General features: G+C 61.5%; 15 protein-coding genes. 6 read left to right on the plus strand and 9 right to left on the minus strand.

The window, feature by feature from the left end:
* The first annotated feature begins 135 nt into the window (after nt 1–135).
* From ACYZUC_RS09065 to ACYZUC_RS09080, 4 genes are all read left to right on the plus strand, one after another.
* On the plus strand, nt 136–1,938 hold the full coding sequence (locus ACYZUC_RS09065) for a HAMP domain-containing protein (protein ID WP_461995200.1): 1,803 nt from the start codon (nt 136–138) through the stop codon (nt 1,936–1,938).
* Nucleotides 1,935–2,582 carry a two-component system response regulator NarL gene (narL, locus tag ACYZUC_RS09070; protein WP_461995202.1) on the plus strand — a complete coding sequence of 216 codons (648 nt, stop codon included), beginning with the start codon at nt 1,935–1,937 and terminating at the stop codon, nt 2,580–2,582. The genes ACYZUC_RS09065 and narL overlap by 4 nt, the downstream gene beginning before the upstream one ends.
* Nucleotides 2,583–2,668: 86 nt before the next feature.
* Entirely contained in the window at nt 2,669–3,343 is a 675-nt protein-coding gene (locus ACYZUC_RS09075) for a Crp/Fnr family transcriptional regulator (RefSeq protein WP_008030978.1), read from the plus strand.
* 74 nt (nt 3,344–3,417) lie between these two features.
* Nucleotides 3,418–3,804: a putative zinc-binding protein gene (locus tag ACYZUC_RS09080; RefSeq protein ID WP_461995204.1), complete on the plus strand. Its 387-nt coding sequence runs from the start codon at nt 3,418–3,420 to the stop codon at nt 3,802–3,804.
* 875 nt (nt 3,805–4,679) lie between these two features.
* Here ACYZUC_RS09080 and ubiT read toward each other — a convergent pair.
* The 7 genes from ubiT to norR all read right to left on the minus strand — a co-directional run bounded on the left by ubiT (nt 4,680) and on the right by norR (nt 11,480).
* Entirely contained in the window at nt 4,680–5,150 is a 471-nt protein-coding gene (ubiT, locus tag ACYZUC_RS09085) for a ubiquinone anaerobic biosynthesis accessory factor UbiT (protein WP_008044144.1), read from the minus strand.
* Nucleotides 5,144–6,034 carry a U32 family peptidase gene (locus ACYZUC_RS09090; RefSeq protein ID WP_461995206.1) on the minus strand — a complete coding sequence of 297 codons (891 nt, stop codon included), beginning with the start codon at nt 6,032–6,034 and terminating at the stop codon, nt 5,144–5,146. The genes ubiT and ACYZUC_RS09090 overlap by 7 nt, the downstream gene beginning before the upstream one ends.
* A gap of 11 nt (nt 6,035–6,045) precedes the next feature.
* Entirely contained in the window at nt 6,046–7,041 is a 996-nt protein-coding gene (gene ubiU / locus ACYZUC_RS09095) for a ubiquinone anaerobic biosynthesis protein UbiU (protein ID WP_461995208.1), read from the minus strand.
* 78 nt (nt 7,042–7,119) lie between these two features.
* Nucleotides 7,120–8,355 carry a molybdopterin molybdotransferase MoeA gene (locus tag ACYZUC_RS09100; protein WP_461995210.1) on the minus strand — a complete coding sequence of 412 codons (1,236 nt, stop codon included), beginning with the start codon at nt 8,353–8,355 and terminating at the stop codon, nt 7,120–7,122.
* Nucleotides 8,352–8,906 (minus strand): molybdenum cofactor biosynthesis protein B, encoded by a 555-nt coding sequence (gene moaB, locus ACYZUC_RS09105; protein WP_461995212.1) that lies wholly within the window; start codon nt 8,904–8,906, stop codon nt 8,352–8,354. Before moaB ends, ACYZUC_RS09100 begins: the two co-directional genes overlap by 4 nt.
* 318 nt (nt 8,907–9,224) lie before the next feature.
* Complete coding sequence (gene pdxH / locus ACYZUC_RS09110; protein WP_461995214.1) at nt 9,225–9,872, minus strand: pyridoxamine 5'-phosphate oxidase; 648 nt, start codon at nt 9,870–9,872, stop codon at nt 9,225–9,227.
* A 78-nt stretch (nt 9,873–9,950) separates the two neighbouring features.
* The gene (gene norR, locus ACYZUC_RS09115; protein ID WP_461995216.1) at nt 9,951–11,480 is read right to left on the minus strand and encodes a nitric oxide reductase transcriptional regulator NorR; all 1,530 of its coding nucleotides are present in this window, start codon (nt 11,478–11,480) and stop codon (nt 9,951–9,953) included.
* Nucleotides 11,481–11,635: 155 nt separating this feature from the next.
* On the opposite strand from norR, the gene ytfE reads away from it, so the two are divergent.
* A complete protein-coding gene (gene ytfE, locus ACYZUC_RS09120) occupies nt 11,636–12,310 on the plus strand; it encodes an iron-sulfur cluster repair protein YtfE (RefSeq protein ID WP_461995218.1) in 675 nt (224 codons plus the stop codon).
* A 108-nt stretch (nt 12,311–12,418) separates the two neighbouring features.
* On the opposite strand, the gene ACYZUC_RS09125 is transcribed toward ytfE, so the two are convergent.
* Both ACYZUC_RS09125 and ACYZUC_RS09130 read right to left on the minus strand, forming a co-directional pair.
* Complete coding sequence (locus tag ACYZUC_RS09125) at nt 12,419–12,856, minus strand: CopD family copper resistance protein (protein ID WP_461996688.1); 438 nt, start codon at nt 12,854–12,856, stop codon at nt 12,419–12,421.
* A 28-nt stretch (nt 12,857–12,884) separates the two neighbouring features.
* On the minus strand, nt 12,885–14,075 hold the full coding sequence (locus ACYZUC_RS09130; protein WP_461995220.1) for an NnrS family protein: 1,191 nt from the start codon (nt 14,073–14,075) through the stop codon (nt 12,885–12,887).
* Between the two features lie 471 nt (nt 14,076–14,546).
* Between ACYZUC_RS09130 and ACYZUC_RS09135 the strand changes: the two genes are divergently transcribed.
* Entirely contained in the window at nt 14,547–15,230 is a 684-nt protein-coding gene (locus tag ACYZUC_RS09135; protein ID WP_008029654.1) for a Crp/Fnr family transcriptional regulator, read from the plus strand.

A 15,230-nucleotide genomic window follows, 5' to 3' on the forward strand; every position in this document is an offset into this window, starting at 1 on the left:
CTTTTTCCACCCAGTGTTCTGTCGACAGGGAGCCGTCGACAACTCTTTAGAGGTAGCGCGCCCGGGATCGGTGGCAAACCTTACCCTGGAGCTGTGCATGCTCTGCTTTCTGCTTTTTCCCCGGGACCTGCGCCGATGATTCGCTGGTTGCGCAGCTCCCTGCCCGCCCGCGCCGGGCTCGCGGTGATCCTGATCGCCGTGCTCGCCCTCGCCAGCTCGTTGAGCGCCGGGTTGATCGCCTGGTTCAGCCAGGGTGATGCCGCCGCCATCAACACGGCGGGCTCGGTGCGCATGGAAACCTACCACCTGAGCTGGAAACTCGCCGCCGGTGCCACCAATGAAGAAATCATCGGCATCACCGACAGCCTGCAACGTCGCCTCAACAGTCAGTCACTCAAGGCCGTGCTGGAAGATGGCCCGAGCACCGCGTTGCAAACCAGCTATGGGCAACTCCAGCAACAATGGAACGAAGCGTTGCGCCCGGCGCTGGAACGCGGCGATGCCGTGGCGTTTCAAGCCCAGGCCCGGCCGTTCGTTGAGCAACTGAACCAGTTCGTCAGCCTGCTCCAGCGCCAGAGCGAGCAAAAGCAGGGCTGGCAACAAGTGATCCAGGGCATGGCGCTGTTCACCACCATGATTGTCCTGCTGATCGGTTTGTACGAGTTGCAGTACGGCGTCGTCACGCCCCTCAAGGAGTTGGTGGACGCAACCCAGCGCTTTCGACGCGGTGATTTCAAGGTGCGGGTCAACCATCAGTCCCAGGACGAACTGGGCCAGTTGGCCACGAGCTTCAACGCCATGGCCGAAACGATTGAAGAGTCGCACCGCACGCTGGAAAGTCAGGTCCAGCAAAAAACCCTGAACCTGCAACAAGCCAACGCCGCGCTGGAGTTGCTCTATCAGAGCAGTCGCAGCCTGGCCACGCGCCTGGCCAATGCCGAAGGGCTGGACGAGTTGATCCGGCGCTTCCAGCAACGCCTGCCGGGCTTGCGCCTGTCGCTGTGCTTGCAAGGTCAGGCGCAGGCGCCTGCCCAGCAACTGATCGCCCTGCATGGCGCCAACATCCGCGACGTCTGCGCCAGCAGCGATTGTGCCACCTGCCAGAAACACCACGACGCGAGGCCGCAATCCTTCAGCATCAGCAACCAGGGCAGTGAACTGGGTGAACTCAAGGCTTACTTTGTCGACGGCCACCCCACGCAAGCCTGGGAAACCCAACTGATCCAGGCCCTGGCCAACCTGATCGGCACTTCGCTCTCACTCAAGCGTCAACGGGAACAGGATCATCGGCTTCTGTTGCTGGAAGAGCGCACGATCATCGCCCGCGAACTGCACGACTCACTGGCCCAGGCCCTGTCCTACATGAAGCTGCATGTCAGCCGCATGCAGACCCTGATGCGCCGGGGCGAACCGGTGCAGACCCTGGAAAACGTCACCGCCGAATTACGCGAAGGGTTGAACAATGCCTACCGCCAATTGCGCGAACTGCTGACCACCTTTCGCTTGCAGATTCACGATGCCGGGCTGGTGCAGGAGCTCAAGGACACCGCAGCAGAATTCTCCCGTCGCGGCGAATTCCAGGTGCACCTGCACGTCGATGCGCTGGCCTTTCAGCTCTCGGCCAGCGAGCAGATCCACATCTTGCAGATCACCCGCGAGGCGCTCTCCAATTGCCTGCGCCACGCCCACGCGCAAAACGCCTGGCTGGAACTGCGTCAGGACGGCGAAACCGTCAGGCTTTCGGTCGAGGATGACGGACGCGGCTTCAGCGGCGACGTCGACCAGCGCGAACATCACGGCCTGAACATCATGGATGAGCGGGCGCGGAGCTTGCGCGGCCACTTGCACATATTTTCCAGGGAGCCTCAAGGCACCCTCGTCCAGCTGGAATTCCACCCGGAATTTCTCGGGCGGCACACAGAAGGTAGCGTCACATGAGCCCGTCCCCACAACACAGAATCCTGCTGGTAGACGACCATCCCATGATGCGTCGCGGCATCCGCCAAATGCTCGAACTCGAAGATGACTTCCTGATCGTCGGCGAAGCCAACCATGGCGAAGAAGCACTCAGCCTGATCGAACCGCTGCAACCGGACCTGGTATTGCTCGACAACAACATGCCGCAAATGAACGGCATTGAAACCCTGCGTCGACTGCGCGCGATGCACTACACCGGCAAGGTGTTGCTGTTCACCGTGTCGGACGCCGAAGACGATATTCGCGACGCGTTGCGCCTGGATGCCGACGGTTATCTGCTCAAGGACATGGAGCCCGAACTGTTGATCCAGTACATCCGCGAAGCGTTGGACGGTGCATTGGTCATCAGCCCCGGCCTGACCCAGGTCATGGCCCAGGCCTTGCGCTCGCCGCCACGCCAGGCGGTGGTCGAACTGACCGAGCGCGAACGCCAGGTGTTGAAAACCATCGCCAGCGGCTTCAGCAACAAGGTCATCGGGCACAAGCTGGGCATCACCGAAGGGACGGTCAAGGTTCACGTCAAGAACCTGCTGCACAAACTCGGTTTGCGCTCGCGGGTCGAGGCGGCGGTGTGGGCCATGGAGCATCTGCGCAGTGCGGGCTGACGGCCATGCCTCCTTGGAGGTAGGCCTGCAGAGGCATAGGTCAACCGGCCTGCGCTCTCTACTATGACCGTCAGCGGAGGTACGCCATGCTGACCCACCCTTCCATCGTTTTAACGTTGCGCCGTCATCATCTGTTCAGCCAATTGCCGGAGAAAGTCTTCGAGGAAGTCTGTGCCCTGGCCATGCTCAAGCGCCTGCCCTGTCACAGCACGCTCATGCATCAGGGCGATCCGGCCAAACGCTTTTTTCTGCTGGTCAGCGGCCAGGTCAAGTTGTACCGGCTCACTGGCGAAGGCCAGGAAAACCTGGTGGAGATCATTCAGCCCGGACAAACCTTTGCCGAAGCGCTGCTGTTCAGCCAGGCCCGGCTCTACCCGGTGAGCGCCACCGCGTTGAAGGACAGCGTGCTGGTCAGCATCGAGGGCACCCACTATCGCAATGCGCTGGAGGACCAGCCGAAAGTCTGCCTGGCGATTCTGGCGAGCATGAGCGTGCACCTGCACCTGCGGCTGCGGGACATCGACACCTTGACCATGGCGAGCGCGAGCCGTCGGGTGATCAATTTCCTGTTTCAGGAACGCAACCCGGTCACCGGCCAGATTGTCTTGCAGATGTCCAAACGCCTGGTGGCGTCGAAGCTGGGGATTCAGCCGGAAACCTTTTCGCGGATTTTGCATCGCTTGGTGGACAGCGGCCTGATCGCCATGGAGCGACGCCACATCAGCATCCTCGCGGAAGAGGACCTGGCGGCGTTCCAATAACCGGAATTGACTGCCATCAATGCGCAATGCCCTGTGCCTTGCACACTTGAACACCCCATCAACGGAGAGCGTCAATGCCCCCTTCGACTTTGCCTCTGGTCTATGCCTGTTCCGGCTGTTCCAATGTTGCGCAACTGGCCAACACATTGGCTGTGCGCCTGGATCGCAGTGGCGTTGCTGAAATGTCCTGCATCGCCGGTGTCGGCGGGCATGTGGCCGCGTTGGTCAACAAGGCGCGGTCGGGGCGGCGGATCTTTGCGCTGGATGGTTGCCCGCTGCAATGTGTCGAGAACTGTCTGAAGCAGCATGGATTGCATGCGGATGTGCATTTGATTCTTAGTCATTACGGGTTGCGTAAGCGTTATGGCGAGGATTGCACCGAGGCGCAGAGCGATGAGTTGTTTGAGGGGATCAGGCAGTTGATTGCCAGTGATGCCCGGCAACATGAAAGCCGGGTTTGAGGGCAGCGAACATCCCCCTGTAGGAGCCGGCTTGCCGGCGAAAAACGTCCGGACAACGCGTTTATTCAGACAGCCCGCGTTATCGTTGGCGTCCATCGCCGGCAAGCCGACTCCTACAGGGAATGTGTACGCCTGACATCTCAGATCAACCACAAAGCCCCTGCAGCATCGTCATGCGAATCCGATACGCAGGCATGACACCGATCAACTGTAGGAGCTGGCTTGCTGGCGATGGCGTCCGTTCAGTCAATAAACAGGTCGGCTGACCCACCGCTATCGCCAGCAAGCCAGCTCCTACAGGGGAATGCGTACACCTGACATCTCAGATCAACCACAAAGCCCCTGCAGCATCGTCATGCGAATCCGATACGCGGGCATGACACCGATCAACTGTAGGAGCCGGCTTGCTGGCGATGGCGTCCGTTCAGTCAATAAACAGGTTGGCTGACCCACCGCTATCGTCGGAACGCCGCCCGCAGCAAGCCGGCTCCTACAGGGGAATGCGTACGATCATAGAGCCAGGTCGGCTGGCAGGCCGCCTCGCTTTTGATTTTGATCTGCCCCGTCGGGAGGCCGAGTGGAGGTTCTGTGCAGTGGGCAACCCGGCATGGATGCCGGGTTAGCCGCGCACGGCCAGGGATGGCCGATCGCGGCGGGCCCACGGAGCAGGACCGGAGCGAGGGAATGCCGAGCCTAGGCGAGGCACCGTACGTCAGGGGCAAAGCCTTTTGGTTCCTTTTTGGCGTTTGAAAAAGGGACTCGCTGTAAGAGCGAAACCATAAGCCGCCGTTACCGAAGGAATGGATATGTACACCATCAAAAAACTCGACACAGCCATCGCCAGCAAGCCGGCTCCTACAGTTGAGCAATGCCGGTCACCCCGCTGCCAGCCCCTTCCCCGCCCGCTCCAGATTCCGCCACAACCAGACCGGTAACACATCAGGATCAAGACTGTCGATCAGGTTCTTCAACGCCAGCCCCAACTCAGTATCACCCTCGATCACCAGACGCCGACGAAAAAACAGCGTGTCCGGATCCTCCTGACGACTAGCCAACAGTAAAAACTCACGCCAGTTCCCGCTGATGGTCACCGCCGCCGTAGCATGCTCGGCAATCCGCAACCCCTGACGACTGAGCGTCAAGTACCAGGACAACCCCAGGTCCGGAATCCGCAAACACAACCAACGCCCGCGCAACACCTCAAACTCGCCATCGCGCAACGGCTCGGCGAGGCAGCGATTGAGCGCCTGCTGCAACGCCAGGCGCTGCACGGCAAACGGCACCCGACGCACCAGCGGCAACAACCGGTCGGCACCTTTGAGCAGCCACTTTTTTCGGTTCAGCACAGGCCGACCTCCTCGACGCGCAACATGCCGGCCTGGCCATGCCAGTAGCCATTGCACCCTTCGACAAACAGCGGCGGCGTCTCGCCCGAACGAACCCGCTGATAACTGGCAATCACCTCGGCCATGCCCTGCGCACGCGGGCTCAGGCGCAACAGATCGGCGCCGCAGTCCACCAGCCCGGAATAATCGGCGAGCAAATTGGTGACCTCGGCCGACATCGTTTGAATACCGTTGAGGGTAAACAGCGGCTGCCCTTCCTGGCTGGTCAGCGCCATGCCGTCGGGGTAATTGATGCAGCAAAACTGGCAGTCGTCCTTGGGCCGGTTTTCCGCGCGGGCAGTGAAACAGCGTGCGGAATAAGCCAGGGGCAAATGCCCATAAGCGAAAATTTCAACTTCCGGCACCGCTCGGCCCAATTCACGGACCTGCCCGATCACGTCGCGGATCAGCGCCGCCGAACACTCCACGGGCGGCACCCAGCGGGTCATTCCGCAGTCGAGCAGCTGCGCCAGCGAGTGGCCGTTGTACAGGTTGAGGGCCGGGCCACCCACGAACGGTAACTGGCGCTCGGCGAGGAACTGCACCGCGCCCATGTCATTGGCCTCCACCAACAGCTGGCCGTTGTCACACAGGCGGCGCAGGCTGGAAAGTTCCGACGCCGCTTCGATCAGCGTCAGGCTGGAGATCACCAACTGCGCCTGGCTGCACTCCTGTAACTCGCGCCCCAGTCCCAGCCACTGATCCAGTGAAAAGGCCCGGCGTTTCGAGCACACGGTTTCCCCCAGGTAAATCACGTCCAGGGGCATGGCCGACATCTCGGCGTAAAAGTTGCTGAGTTGCTCCTTGTCCCAATAAAACAGGACCGGTCCCAGGCTGAGCTTCATGTCGCGTCCCCTCATTGCCATGATCGATGATAAGCACCCAGGGTCGTCTGGCTGCCCTCGGACAAACCGGCCAGTACCTGACGCCATTCTTCCTTGACCCGAAAAGCGCCCGGCGCGCCGCGATGGGCATCCAGCGCGGCGCGCCAGACACGGGTGACTTGCTCGACATAGGCCGGGCTGCGTTGGCGGCCTTCGATTTTCACGGCTTCGACGCCGATGGCCGTCAGCTCCGGCAGCAGGTCCAGGGTGTCGAGGCTGGTGGGTTCTTCCAGAGCATGAAAGCGTTTGCCGTCGACCAGAAAACGGCCTTTGCACAAGGTCGGGTACCCGGCCGGTTCGTCGGGGGTGTAGCGGTCGATCAGGACTTCACTGAGCCGCGCGCTCAACCCTTCGGCGTCCTCGCTCCAGCGCACCGCCTTAGCGGGCGAACAGACGCCGCACAGGTTTGGTGACTCGCCGGTGATGTAGGACGACAGGTGGCAACGCCCTTCGGCCATGATGCACAGGCTGCCGAAACCGAAGACTTCAATGGGCACTGGACTGCTGGCGGCCACCTGGCGCACCTGCGCCAACGACAACACCCGTGGCAGCACGGCGCGCCGAATATCGTAGCGCTGCGCGTAAAACGCCAGCGCGGCGGCGTGGGTCGCCGAGCCCTGGACCGAGAGGTGCAACGCCAGTTGCGGATGGCGCTGGCTGGCATAGTTGAGCACCCCGGGGTCGGCGGCGATCAGCGCATCCACACCGAAATCGGCAGCACGGTCCACCGCCCGCTGCCAGCGCTCCCAGCCCTTGGGTTGCGGGTAGGTGTTGACGGCGACATAGAGTTTGCGTTGATGCTGACGGATGTGGGCGACGGCGGCGTCGAACTGTTTGTCGTCCATGTTCAGCCCCGCGAAATGCCGGGCGTTGGTGTCATCGCGAAAGCCGACATACACGGCATCGGCGCCTTGGCGCACCGCCACTTTGAGCGCAGGCAGGTTCCCTGCCGGGCAGACCAGTTGCATGGGTAATCCTCATGAAAAAAGCGGCGCTGCCAGTCTAGTCAGACCGGCAGGCACTGCCTTGACGGCAATCAATTGCCCTCACTGCATCAGGTCGGCAAAGGACAGGAACATCACGTTGTCGTGCTTGAGCACTTGTTGCTCGCAGTCGATCACTGCCAGCCCGTCAGCCCAGCACGCGGCCGTCAACATCGCCGAACTTTGCTGAGGGTGCAGTTCCACGCTCAATTGGCCGCCAGCGCCGGGCGTCAACCTGGCTCGCAGGTATTGCCGGCGCTTGTTGCGTTGCAACCAGTCGAACCCGGCGGGCACGGCCAGTGGCCGTGGCATCACGTCCGTCATACCCTGGGCCCGGAGCAAGAACGGTCGCACCACCACCAATGCGGTAATCAGTGCCGCCGAAGGATTGCCGGGCACGCCGATCCACGGTTTGCCCGCCACTTCGCCAAAGGCCAGCGGTTTGCCCGGCTGCATGGCGATGCGCCAGAAATCGACGCTGCCCAGTTCCTCGATGGCGTGCTTGAGATGATCCTCCTCGCCGACCGAAACGCCGCCACTGCTCAGCAACAGGTCGCATTCCGACGACGCCAGGCTCAAAGCGTGCCGACTGGCCGCCAGCTCATCGGCCATCACGCCGTAGTCATGCACCTCGACGCCCCATCCACGCAACAGCTCCGCCAGGCAGTAGCGATTGCTGTTGTAGATCTGCCCCGGCGCCAAGGGATCGCCCGGCTCGCGCAGTTCATTGCCGCTGCTGAGCAAACACACCTGCAACGGTCGATAGACTTCGATCCGCGCAATTCCGGCGCCGGCCAGCAATCCGATTTCCTGTGCGCGCAGGCGCTTTCCCGCCTTGAGCAGCAGGTGCCCGCGACGAACTTCTTCACCCTCTTTGCGGACGTGATCGCCAACGCTTGCGGGCGGCAACCAGACACGCTCGCCATCGATACGGCAACGCTCTTGCGGCACGACGGTGTCGGCGCCCGGTGGCAAGGGGGCACCGGTAAAAATCTGCACCGCTTGTTGCGCGAGCAACGGTGCGCACGCCTGATCCCCCGCCGCGATTCGCCCGCCGATCAACAGCCAGCCACCCTCCTCGGGCAGGTCGACGGCCCTGAGGGCGTAACCGTCCATGGCACTGTTGTCCCACGCAGGCAGGTTCACCGGGGAATGGATATCCGCTGCCAGCACGCGCCCCATCGCTTGATCCAGGCGGATCATTTGCACCAGGGGCGGCGGCGGTGCCTGACCGAGCAGGCGGCTGATGGCCTCGTCCACCGGCATCAGGTTGCCGAGGTCGCACACCCGGCCGGTCATGAGCGTGTCTCGCAGGCTTCAATGACGCGCTGGGCCTGAGGTTTCAAATGCGGGGCGAAATTGCAGGGGCCGGTGCGACTGTCCAGTTGTTCGAGCAGGATCTTGTTCCAGGCCGTCCGACAGGCACCCGGCGAACCGGGTACGCAGCACACCAGCACGCCGTTACTCATGCCGGCCAGTGCCCGGGATTGCAGGCTGGACATGCCGATTTCCTCCAGGGACACCTGGCGGAACAATTCGCCGAAGCCTTCCACGTGTTTGTCCAGCAGCGGCAGGACAGCTTGCGGCGTGTTGTCGCGAGCGGTGAAACCGGTGCCGCCGGTCATCAGCACAACTTGTACTTCGGGGTCGGCGATCCACCGGGAAACGGTGGCGCGGATCTGATAGATATCGTCCTTGACCAGATCACGATCGATCAACACATGCCCGGCGGTTTGCAGCAAATCGGTCAGGGTCTGTCCCGAGGTGTCGGTGTCGAAGGTGCGTGTATCGCTGATGGTCAGCACGGCAATGTTCAGGGGTTCAAATATGCGTTGCGCCAGATGGGCCATGTCCAGGTTTTCCCGTAGATGAGGGTATGGGCCCAAGCCTGAACCGGAATCCTTGATGAGCCTATTCCTCCAAGGAGGTACCTCTCGGGCGCATGGGTTTCTGGCTGATGGGGGGATGGCTTTGTTGGGGGGCATATCCGTTGCTGCGGTGATGGCGGCTATTGGTTTCGCCCTTACGGCGAGTCACTTTCGAAAAGCGCGAAAGTAACCAAAGCGCTTTTCGAAAGTGACTCGCCGTAAGGGCGAAACCATAAGCCGCCATCACCGCAGCAACGGATATGCACCCGAACAAAGCCCCCCCACCATTTTCCATCAGGCTCAAGGCGCCAGACGGCTCCGTTTCCAGACACCTTCATGCAAGCGATAGTCGATACGGTCATGCAATCGGTCGGCACGCCCCTGCCAGAACTCCAGGCGCTCAGGATGCAGGCAGTAGCCGCCCCACTGCTCAGGTCGCGACACGGTCTGACCGACGAAGCGTTTGATCGTGTCAGCCAGCAGCGATTCAAGCGCTGCCCTACTCGCCAGCGGACGGCTTTGCGGTGAAGCCCAGGCACCGAGACGACTGGCCATGGACCGGGAATCAAAGTACTCATCCGACAGCGTCGGATCCAGCCTCGAGACGCGACCTTCAATTCGCACCTGCCGCTCCAGCCCCGGCCAGAAGAACGTCATGGCGGCATAGGGATTCGCGGCCAGTTGCTGGCCCTTGTCACTCTGGTAATGACCGAAGAACGTAAAACCTTCCTCGCTCAAGCCCTTGAGCAACAGGACACGACAGTGCGGCCGCCCTTCGCTGTCGACCGTCGCCAGCATCATGCTATTGGCTTCGACAGGCGCGCTCTCGGTGTCGCGGGCCAGTTGCAGCCATTGGCGAAACATCACCAAAGGGTCATCCAGCGCATGCTCGTCCTGCAAACCATACAGGGTGTAGTTGCGGCGCATTTGGGCCAGGGAAAGCGGCATGACAGTGATCTCCGGAAGGTTTTGCTCAGTGTGCGAGGCACTGCGCCAACCGACCTTGACCGCCATCAACAGTGTCGATTACTTGAGCCGCAGACGCCGCGCCAGTTTGTGCAAATTGCTCGGATCGACTTCCAGAATCCGCGCCGCGCTGGCCCAGTTTTCCCCGGACAGGCTCAGGGCCTGGAGAATTTTCCTGCGTTGATAATCGTCGACGGCTTCACCCAGCGGCTGGAATGGCAGATCAGCCGGAGCTGCGTCGGAAGGCTCAGAAACAACCTGCGGTGCGTTCGGAGCACTGTCGAGATCAAGAATCTCGGGCTCCAGCGTCATGATCAACGCACGACTGGTGCCGCGACTGAGCTGCTTCAAGGCAGCACGACTGATCACATGCTCGAGCTCACGCACGTTGCCCGGCCAGCTATACGCCAGCAACGCGCGTTCGGCCGCCGGCGACAGACGCAAGCCACGCAGGCCGAGCCGCGCCCGATTGAGCTCAAGGAAATGCCCGGCCAGCATCAACACGTCATTGCCGCGTTCGCGTAACGACGGGATCGGCACCGGGTACACGGAGAGCCGGTGATACAGATCGGCCCGAAACAGGCCATCGCGAATGCTGTCCGGCAAGTGCCGATTGGTGGCGGCGATGATGCGCACATCGACATGCAACGGCTTGTCCGCGCCCAGGCGCTGGATCTCGCCGTTCTGCAGGGTGCGCAGCAATTTCGCTTGCACACTCAATGGCAACTCACCGACTTCATCGAGAAACAGCGTGCCACCGTTGGCCGCATCGAAGCGCCCGGCACGGTCACCCGTGGCACCGGAGAAGGCGCCTTTGACGTGACCGAACAATTCACTTTCTGCCAACGACTCGGGCAAGGCCGCGCAGTTGACCTGAATCAGCGGTTTGTGGCTGCGCCGCGACAGACGATGCAAGCGCCGGGCGAACAGCTCTTTGCCGACACCGGTCTCGCCCAGCAGCAACACCGGCAGATCGGAGTCGGCCAACACGTCCAGCTCATTGAGTAGCTGATGCAACACCTCACTCTGCCCGAGGATCTCGCCCTCCTCGACCGGCATTCGTAGATCCTGAGGATCGCTGCGGGACAGGCGCAAGCTGCGGTTTTCCTGTTCCAGGCGAGTGACCCGCACGGCCGCTTCGATCTGCAAGGTGCAGCGCTTGAGCTCCTCCCGCGCACGGCTGTCGAAGGTTCCGGCGTGCAGGGCATCGAGGGTGATCGCGCCCCAGATCCGCCCCTCGACATACAGGCTCACGCCCATGCAGTCATGCACCGGCAGCGGTTCGCCGATGTGGTTGTCGAGCAATCCGTCGTAAGGATCCGGCAGGCGACTGTCGGGCTCGAACCAGACGGGTTCGCGCGACGCCATGATCGCCGCCAACCGGGGATGCTGGGCAATGACGAACCGGCGCCCCAACGCTTCATGCACCAGCCCCACCGTCGCCACAGGCCTGAGGCTGTCGTCATCCAGACGCAACAATCCCACCGCGCCACTGTTGAAGTATTCGCGCAGGGTCTGGACCAATCGTTGCAACCGCACGGCATTGGGCAACTCGACAATCAGGTCGGCCGCCAGGCTTTCACGCAGCATGGTTTTAATTACCCTCTATGGTGGGATTCACCCTAATGCGTCAGGGTGCGCATCACCACAACTAAAAATAAATTCATATTTATCAATCAGTTAAATATGGCATGCCGGATGCAGAGAACCAGGAGAACCGTTGAAACCCAAGCAAGGAACCCCTGATGAGCCAGACCCTACTGGAACAAAGCCTCGGCCAACTGGCCTGCGACATTCCCGGCGCCACCCGAATCTTTCACAACTTCAAACTGGACTTCTGTTGCGGCGGGCATAAAAGCCTGCGGGAAGCGGCCCTTGGCAAAGACCTCGATCCGCTGCTGATTGCCGATGCCCTGGAAACCCTGCAAGACACCGGCGAAACCCAGCACGACTGGCGCACCGAAACGTCCGAGGCGTTGATTGCCCACCTCCTGACGCGCTACCACGCCCGCCACCGCGAGCAACTGCCGGAACTGATCCGCCTGGCCCGGCGCGTCGAGCAAGTGCACGGGTCGCGCAGCACCTGTCCCAACGGCCTGGCCGATCTGCTGAGCGACATGCAGCAAGAACTCGAAGGCCACATGCTCAAGGAAGAACAAGTGCTCTTCCCGATGCTGCAACTAGGCATCGGCCCTCAGGCCGCACCGCCGATCCAGGTGTTGCGTTTCGAACATGATCAACATGGCGAAGCGCTGGAACAGATGCTCGCCCTGACCCATCACATCACTCCGCCGGCGGATGCCTGCAACACCTGGCGCGCACTCTATCGCGGGTTGCTGGAATTCAAGGACGACCTGATGCAACACATTCATCTGGAAAACAACGTGCTGTTCATCAACGCCCTGAACCCACACCACTGATCACACTTTTCGCGAGCAGGCTCGCTCCCACAGGGATCAGTATTCCCCTGTGGGAGCGGGCTTGCTCGCGAATGGCGTCACCTCAGAACTACCGGTTTTACAGCACCATCAGCCGTGCCAATAGAACATCGCCTTGGCCAGGATCACGATCAACACCATGTGCCCGAGAATGCTGCGGCGAATCCAGGTCGCGCGGGTCGTGGACAGCCGCGCGCTTTTCAGCCAATACGCCAGCAGCAGGTAATGGCCGATGATGCTCAGGGCCAGGATGATTTTCAGGCTCAGCAAGGTGCCAAAACTGCTGGCCAGCGGCTGGCTCAAAACACTGCGGTGTTGCCAGGCGAGCGCGATGCCGGCGCCATACAACAGCAACACCACACCGTGCAGCACCTTGCGCGAGCGCACGGCAATCGCTTGATCCGCCGTCGCTCGCGCCGTTTCTGCCAACGGCTGGCGTGCGCGATGCCAGATCACCACTTCGAAAAACAGCGTGCCGATGAAGGCGATGGCTGCCAGCAAATGCGTAATCAACAAAAAGGGGTACATCATCGCCCGTCTCCATTCGTTGGCCTGCTCATCCCGGATGACCGTCGACCCGGGCCCGCAGCAGCATCGGCCCATAACGCCAGGCGTACAGCGCAAACGCCAGCGTCCAGCACAGACCGGCCAGCCACAACGCCGGCAAAGGGAAAAACACAATCAACACGACCCGACTCAGACACGCCAGGTTGAGCAAAATGAACGCCAAGGTCATGCCCGACGGTGGCTCCAGCGCACGGCCGGTATGCCCGAGCGTTACCCGCGCGATCATCGCCAGCACCAGACCGCCCATGGCGCCGATTGTCAGGCAATGCACTGCCAGGCTCGGGTTCAGCGGCACGCCGAAATGCCACAGCGCCATGCCGAGACAGGCCACCGCCAGCCAGCCGTAAGCCAGGTGCAGCGACCACAACAACGGCACGCGCCACAGGCCGCGATCTTGCCAGCGCACCAGACGCACCAGATGCCCAGCCCCCAGCACCGCGAACAACAAACCCACCCAGACATTGGCGTTGAGCGCAGGGCCGACCGCATACAGCAACGCCACCAGTGGCGAGCCAATCAGCAGCAGCCAATCCAGCCATGGCCAAGGGGCAACAGCGTCAACCCGGCCGAGGCCGCGCTGGGTGAAGAACGGAATCACGCGGCCGCCGATCAACCCCATCATGGCCGCCACCAGCCAGATGCCGGTCAGCACGCCCTGACGCTGCCAGCCTTCATGACCTGCGACCAGCCCCGACACGGACAACCCGTCGGCCGCGGCCAGCAACAGCAGGACCACCACAATCGGGTAGTTACGCTTTTGCCGTACCTTCCACAACGTGAAGCCCATCAACGCCGCCACCGCCAGCGGGAACGCCAGCTCCAGCACCACCAACAGCGGCCACGGAGCATTGACCAGCCACGCCACGCGCGCCGCCAACCACAGCAGCGCCAGCGCGGCCAACGGTTTGCCGCTGAGGCCGGGGCGACCGGTCCAGGTCTGTACGGCCGTCAGCAGGAAGCCCGCAATAATCGCCAGCCCGAACCCGAACAGCAATTCATGCCGATGCCAGCCCAGCCAACCACCGGCCGGCTGCCACGCGGACAACGAACCGCTGAAGGCCGCCAGCCAAAGCGGGATGACCAGCACAGCCAACAGGCCGCCCGCGAGGAAGAACGGCCGAAAGGCCAGACGTAACAGCGGCGCGATGGCCATCGCTTTACGGCGGTCAAGCACTTGCATAAAGCCACTCCTCTACCTTGTTGCTGACCTGGCGCCAACCAGCGCGCGAGGTAATTCCGGGTGCAATCATCGGGTATTGCCGAGCAATTGCCTTTGTCGCAGATCAAGTGTGCAAGGGGCGTGCCCCCGCTCCAGATCAACGGCCGGCGGCACTTCCTCACTGCAACGGTGGCTTACACAGGGTACAAATGACCATTTGAGGGTTGTTTTTACCCTGATCGATTGGGTCCTTTTAACCCTATTCATCTCCAACCCCAATAAACAAAGGCCTTCAGGCATGGCCCGCGTCTTGCTCAAGCCTCGGGAACTCAAAGCAAATTCGATCCCGGGAGTCCTCATGAAAAAAGTTGTCCAGCCACTGGCCTGGTTTGTGGTGTTGACCTCTGTCCTGGCGGTGGCCAGCGGCATCTCCCTGGGCCTTGTCTGATTCTTGATCGCAAGCCACCTCCTCAACCTTCAGGATGAATTCCCATGGTGCTTCATCGCGTCCATCACCAGATTCTGCGCAGTCATCACTTGTTCGAGCCGTTGAATGAAGAACAGCTGGATGAATTGATGAGTACCAGCCAACTGCTAAGCATCGACAAAGGCGAGCCGTTGTTCCGTCAGGGCGAGCCGGCCGATTCGTTCTATTTCGTGATTGCCGGGGCGGTGAAGATCTACCGCCTGACACCCGACGGGCAGGAGAAAGTATTTGAGGTGCTCAGCGATCGGCAAACCTTCGCCGAAGCGATGATGCTGATGGACACCCCCAACTATGTGGCCTCGGCCGAAGCGGTCTGCCCTACCCAGCTCTACCGGTTATCCAACAGCACCTACATGCGCTTGCTGCAGAACAACAGCCGGCTGACCTTCGCGCTGCTGGGCAAGCTCTGCGTTCGCCTGCATCAGCGGGTCAACGAAATCGAAACCCTGTCACTGAAAAACGCCACTCACCGGGTCGTGCGCTATCTGCTGACGCAACTCGTGCGCCAGCAAACCATCGACAGTCAATTCGAACTGCCGATGGCCAAGCAACTGATTGCCGGGCACCTGTCGATCCAGCCGGAGACGTTTTCGCGCATCATCCGCCGCCTGATCGATGAAAAAATCATTACCCAGGACGGCCGCCAGATCGCCATTCTTGATCGTCCACGCCTGGAACAGTTCGAGTGA

The organism is Pseudomonas sp. GT1P32 (assembly GCF_054897805.1).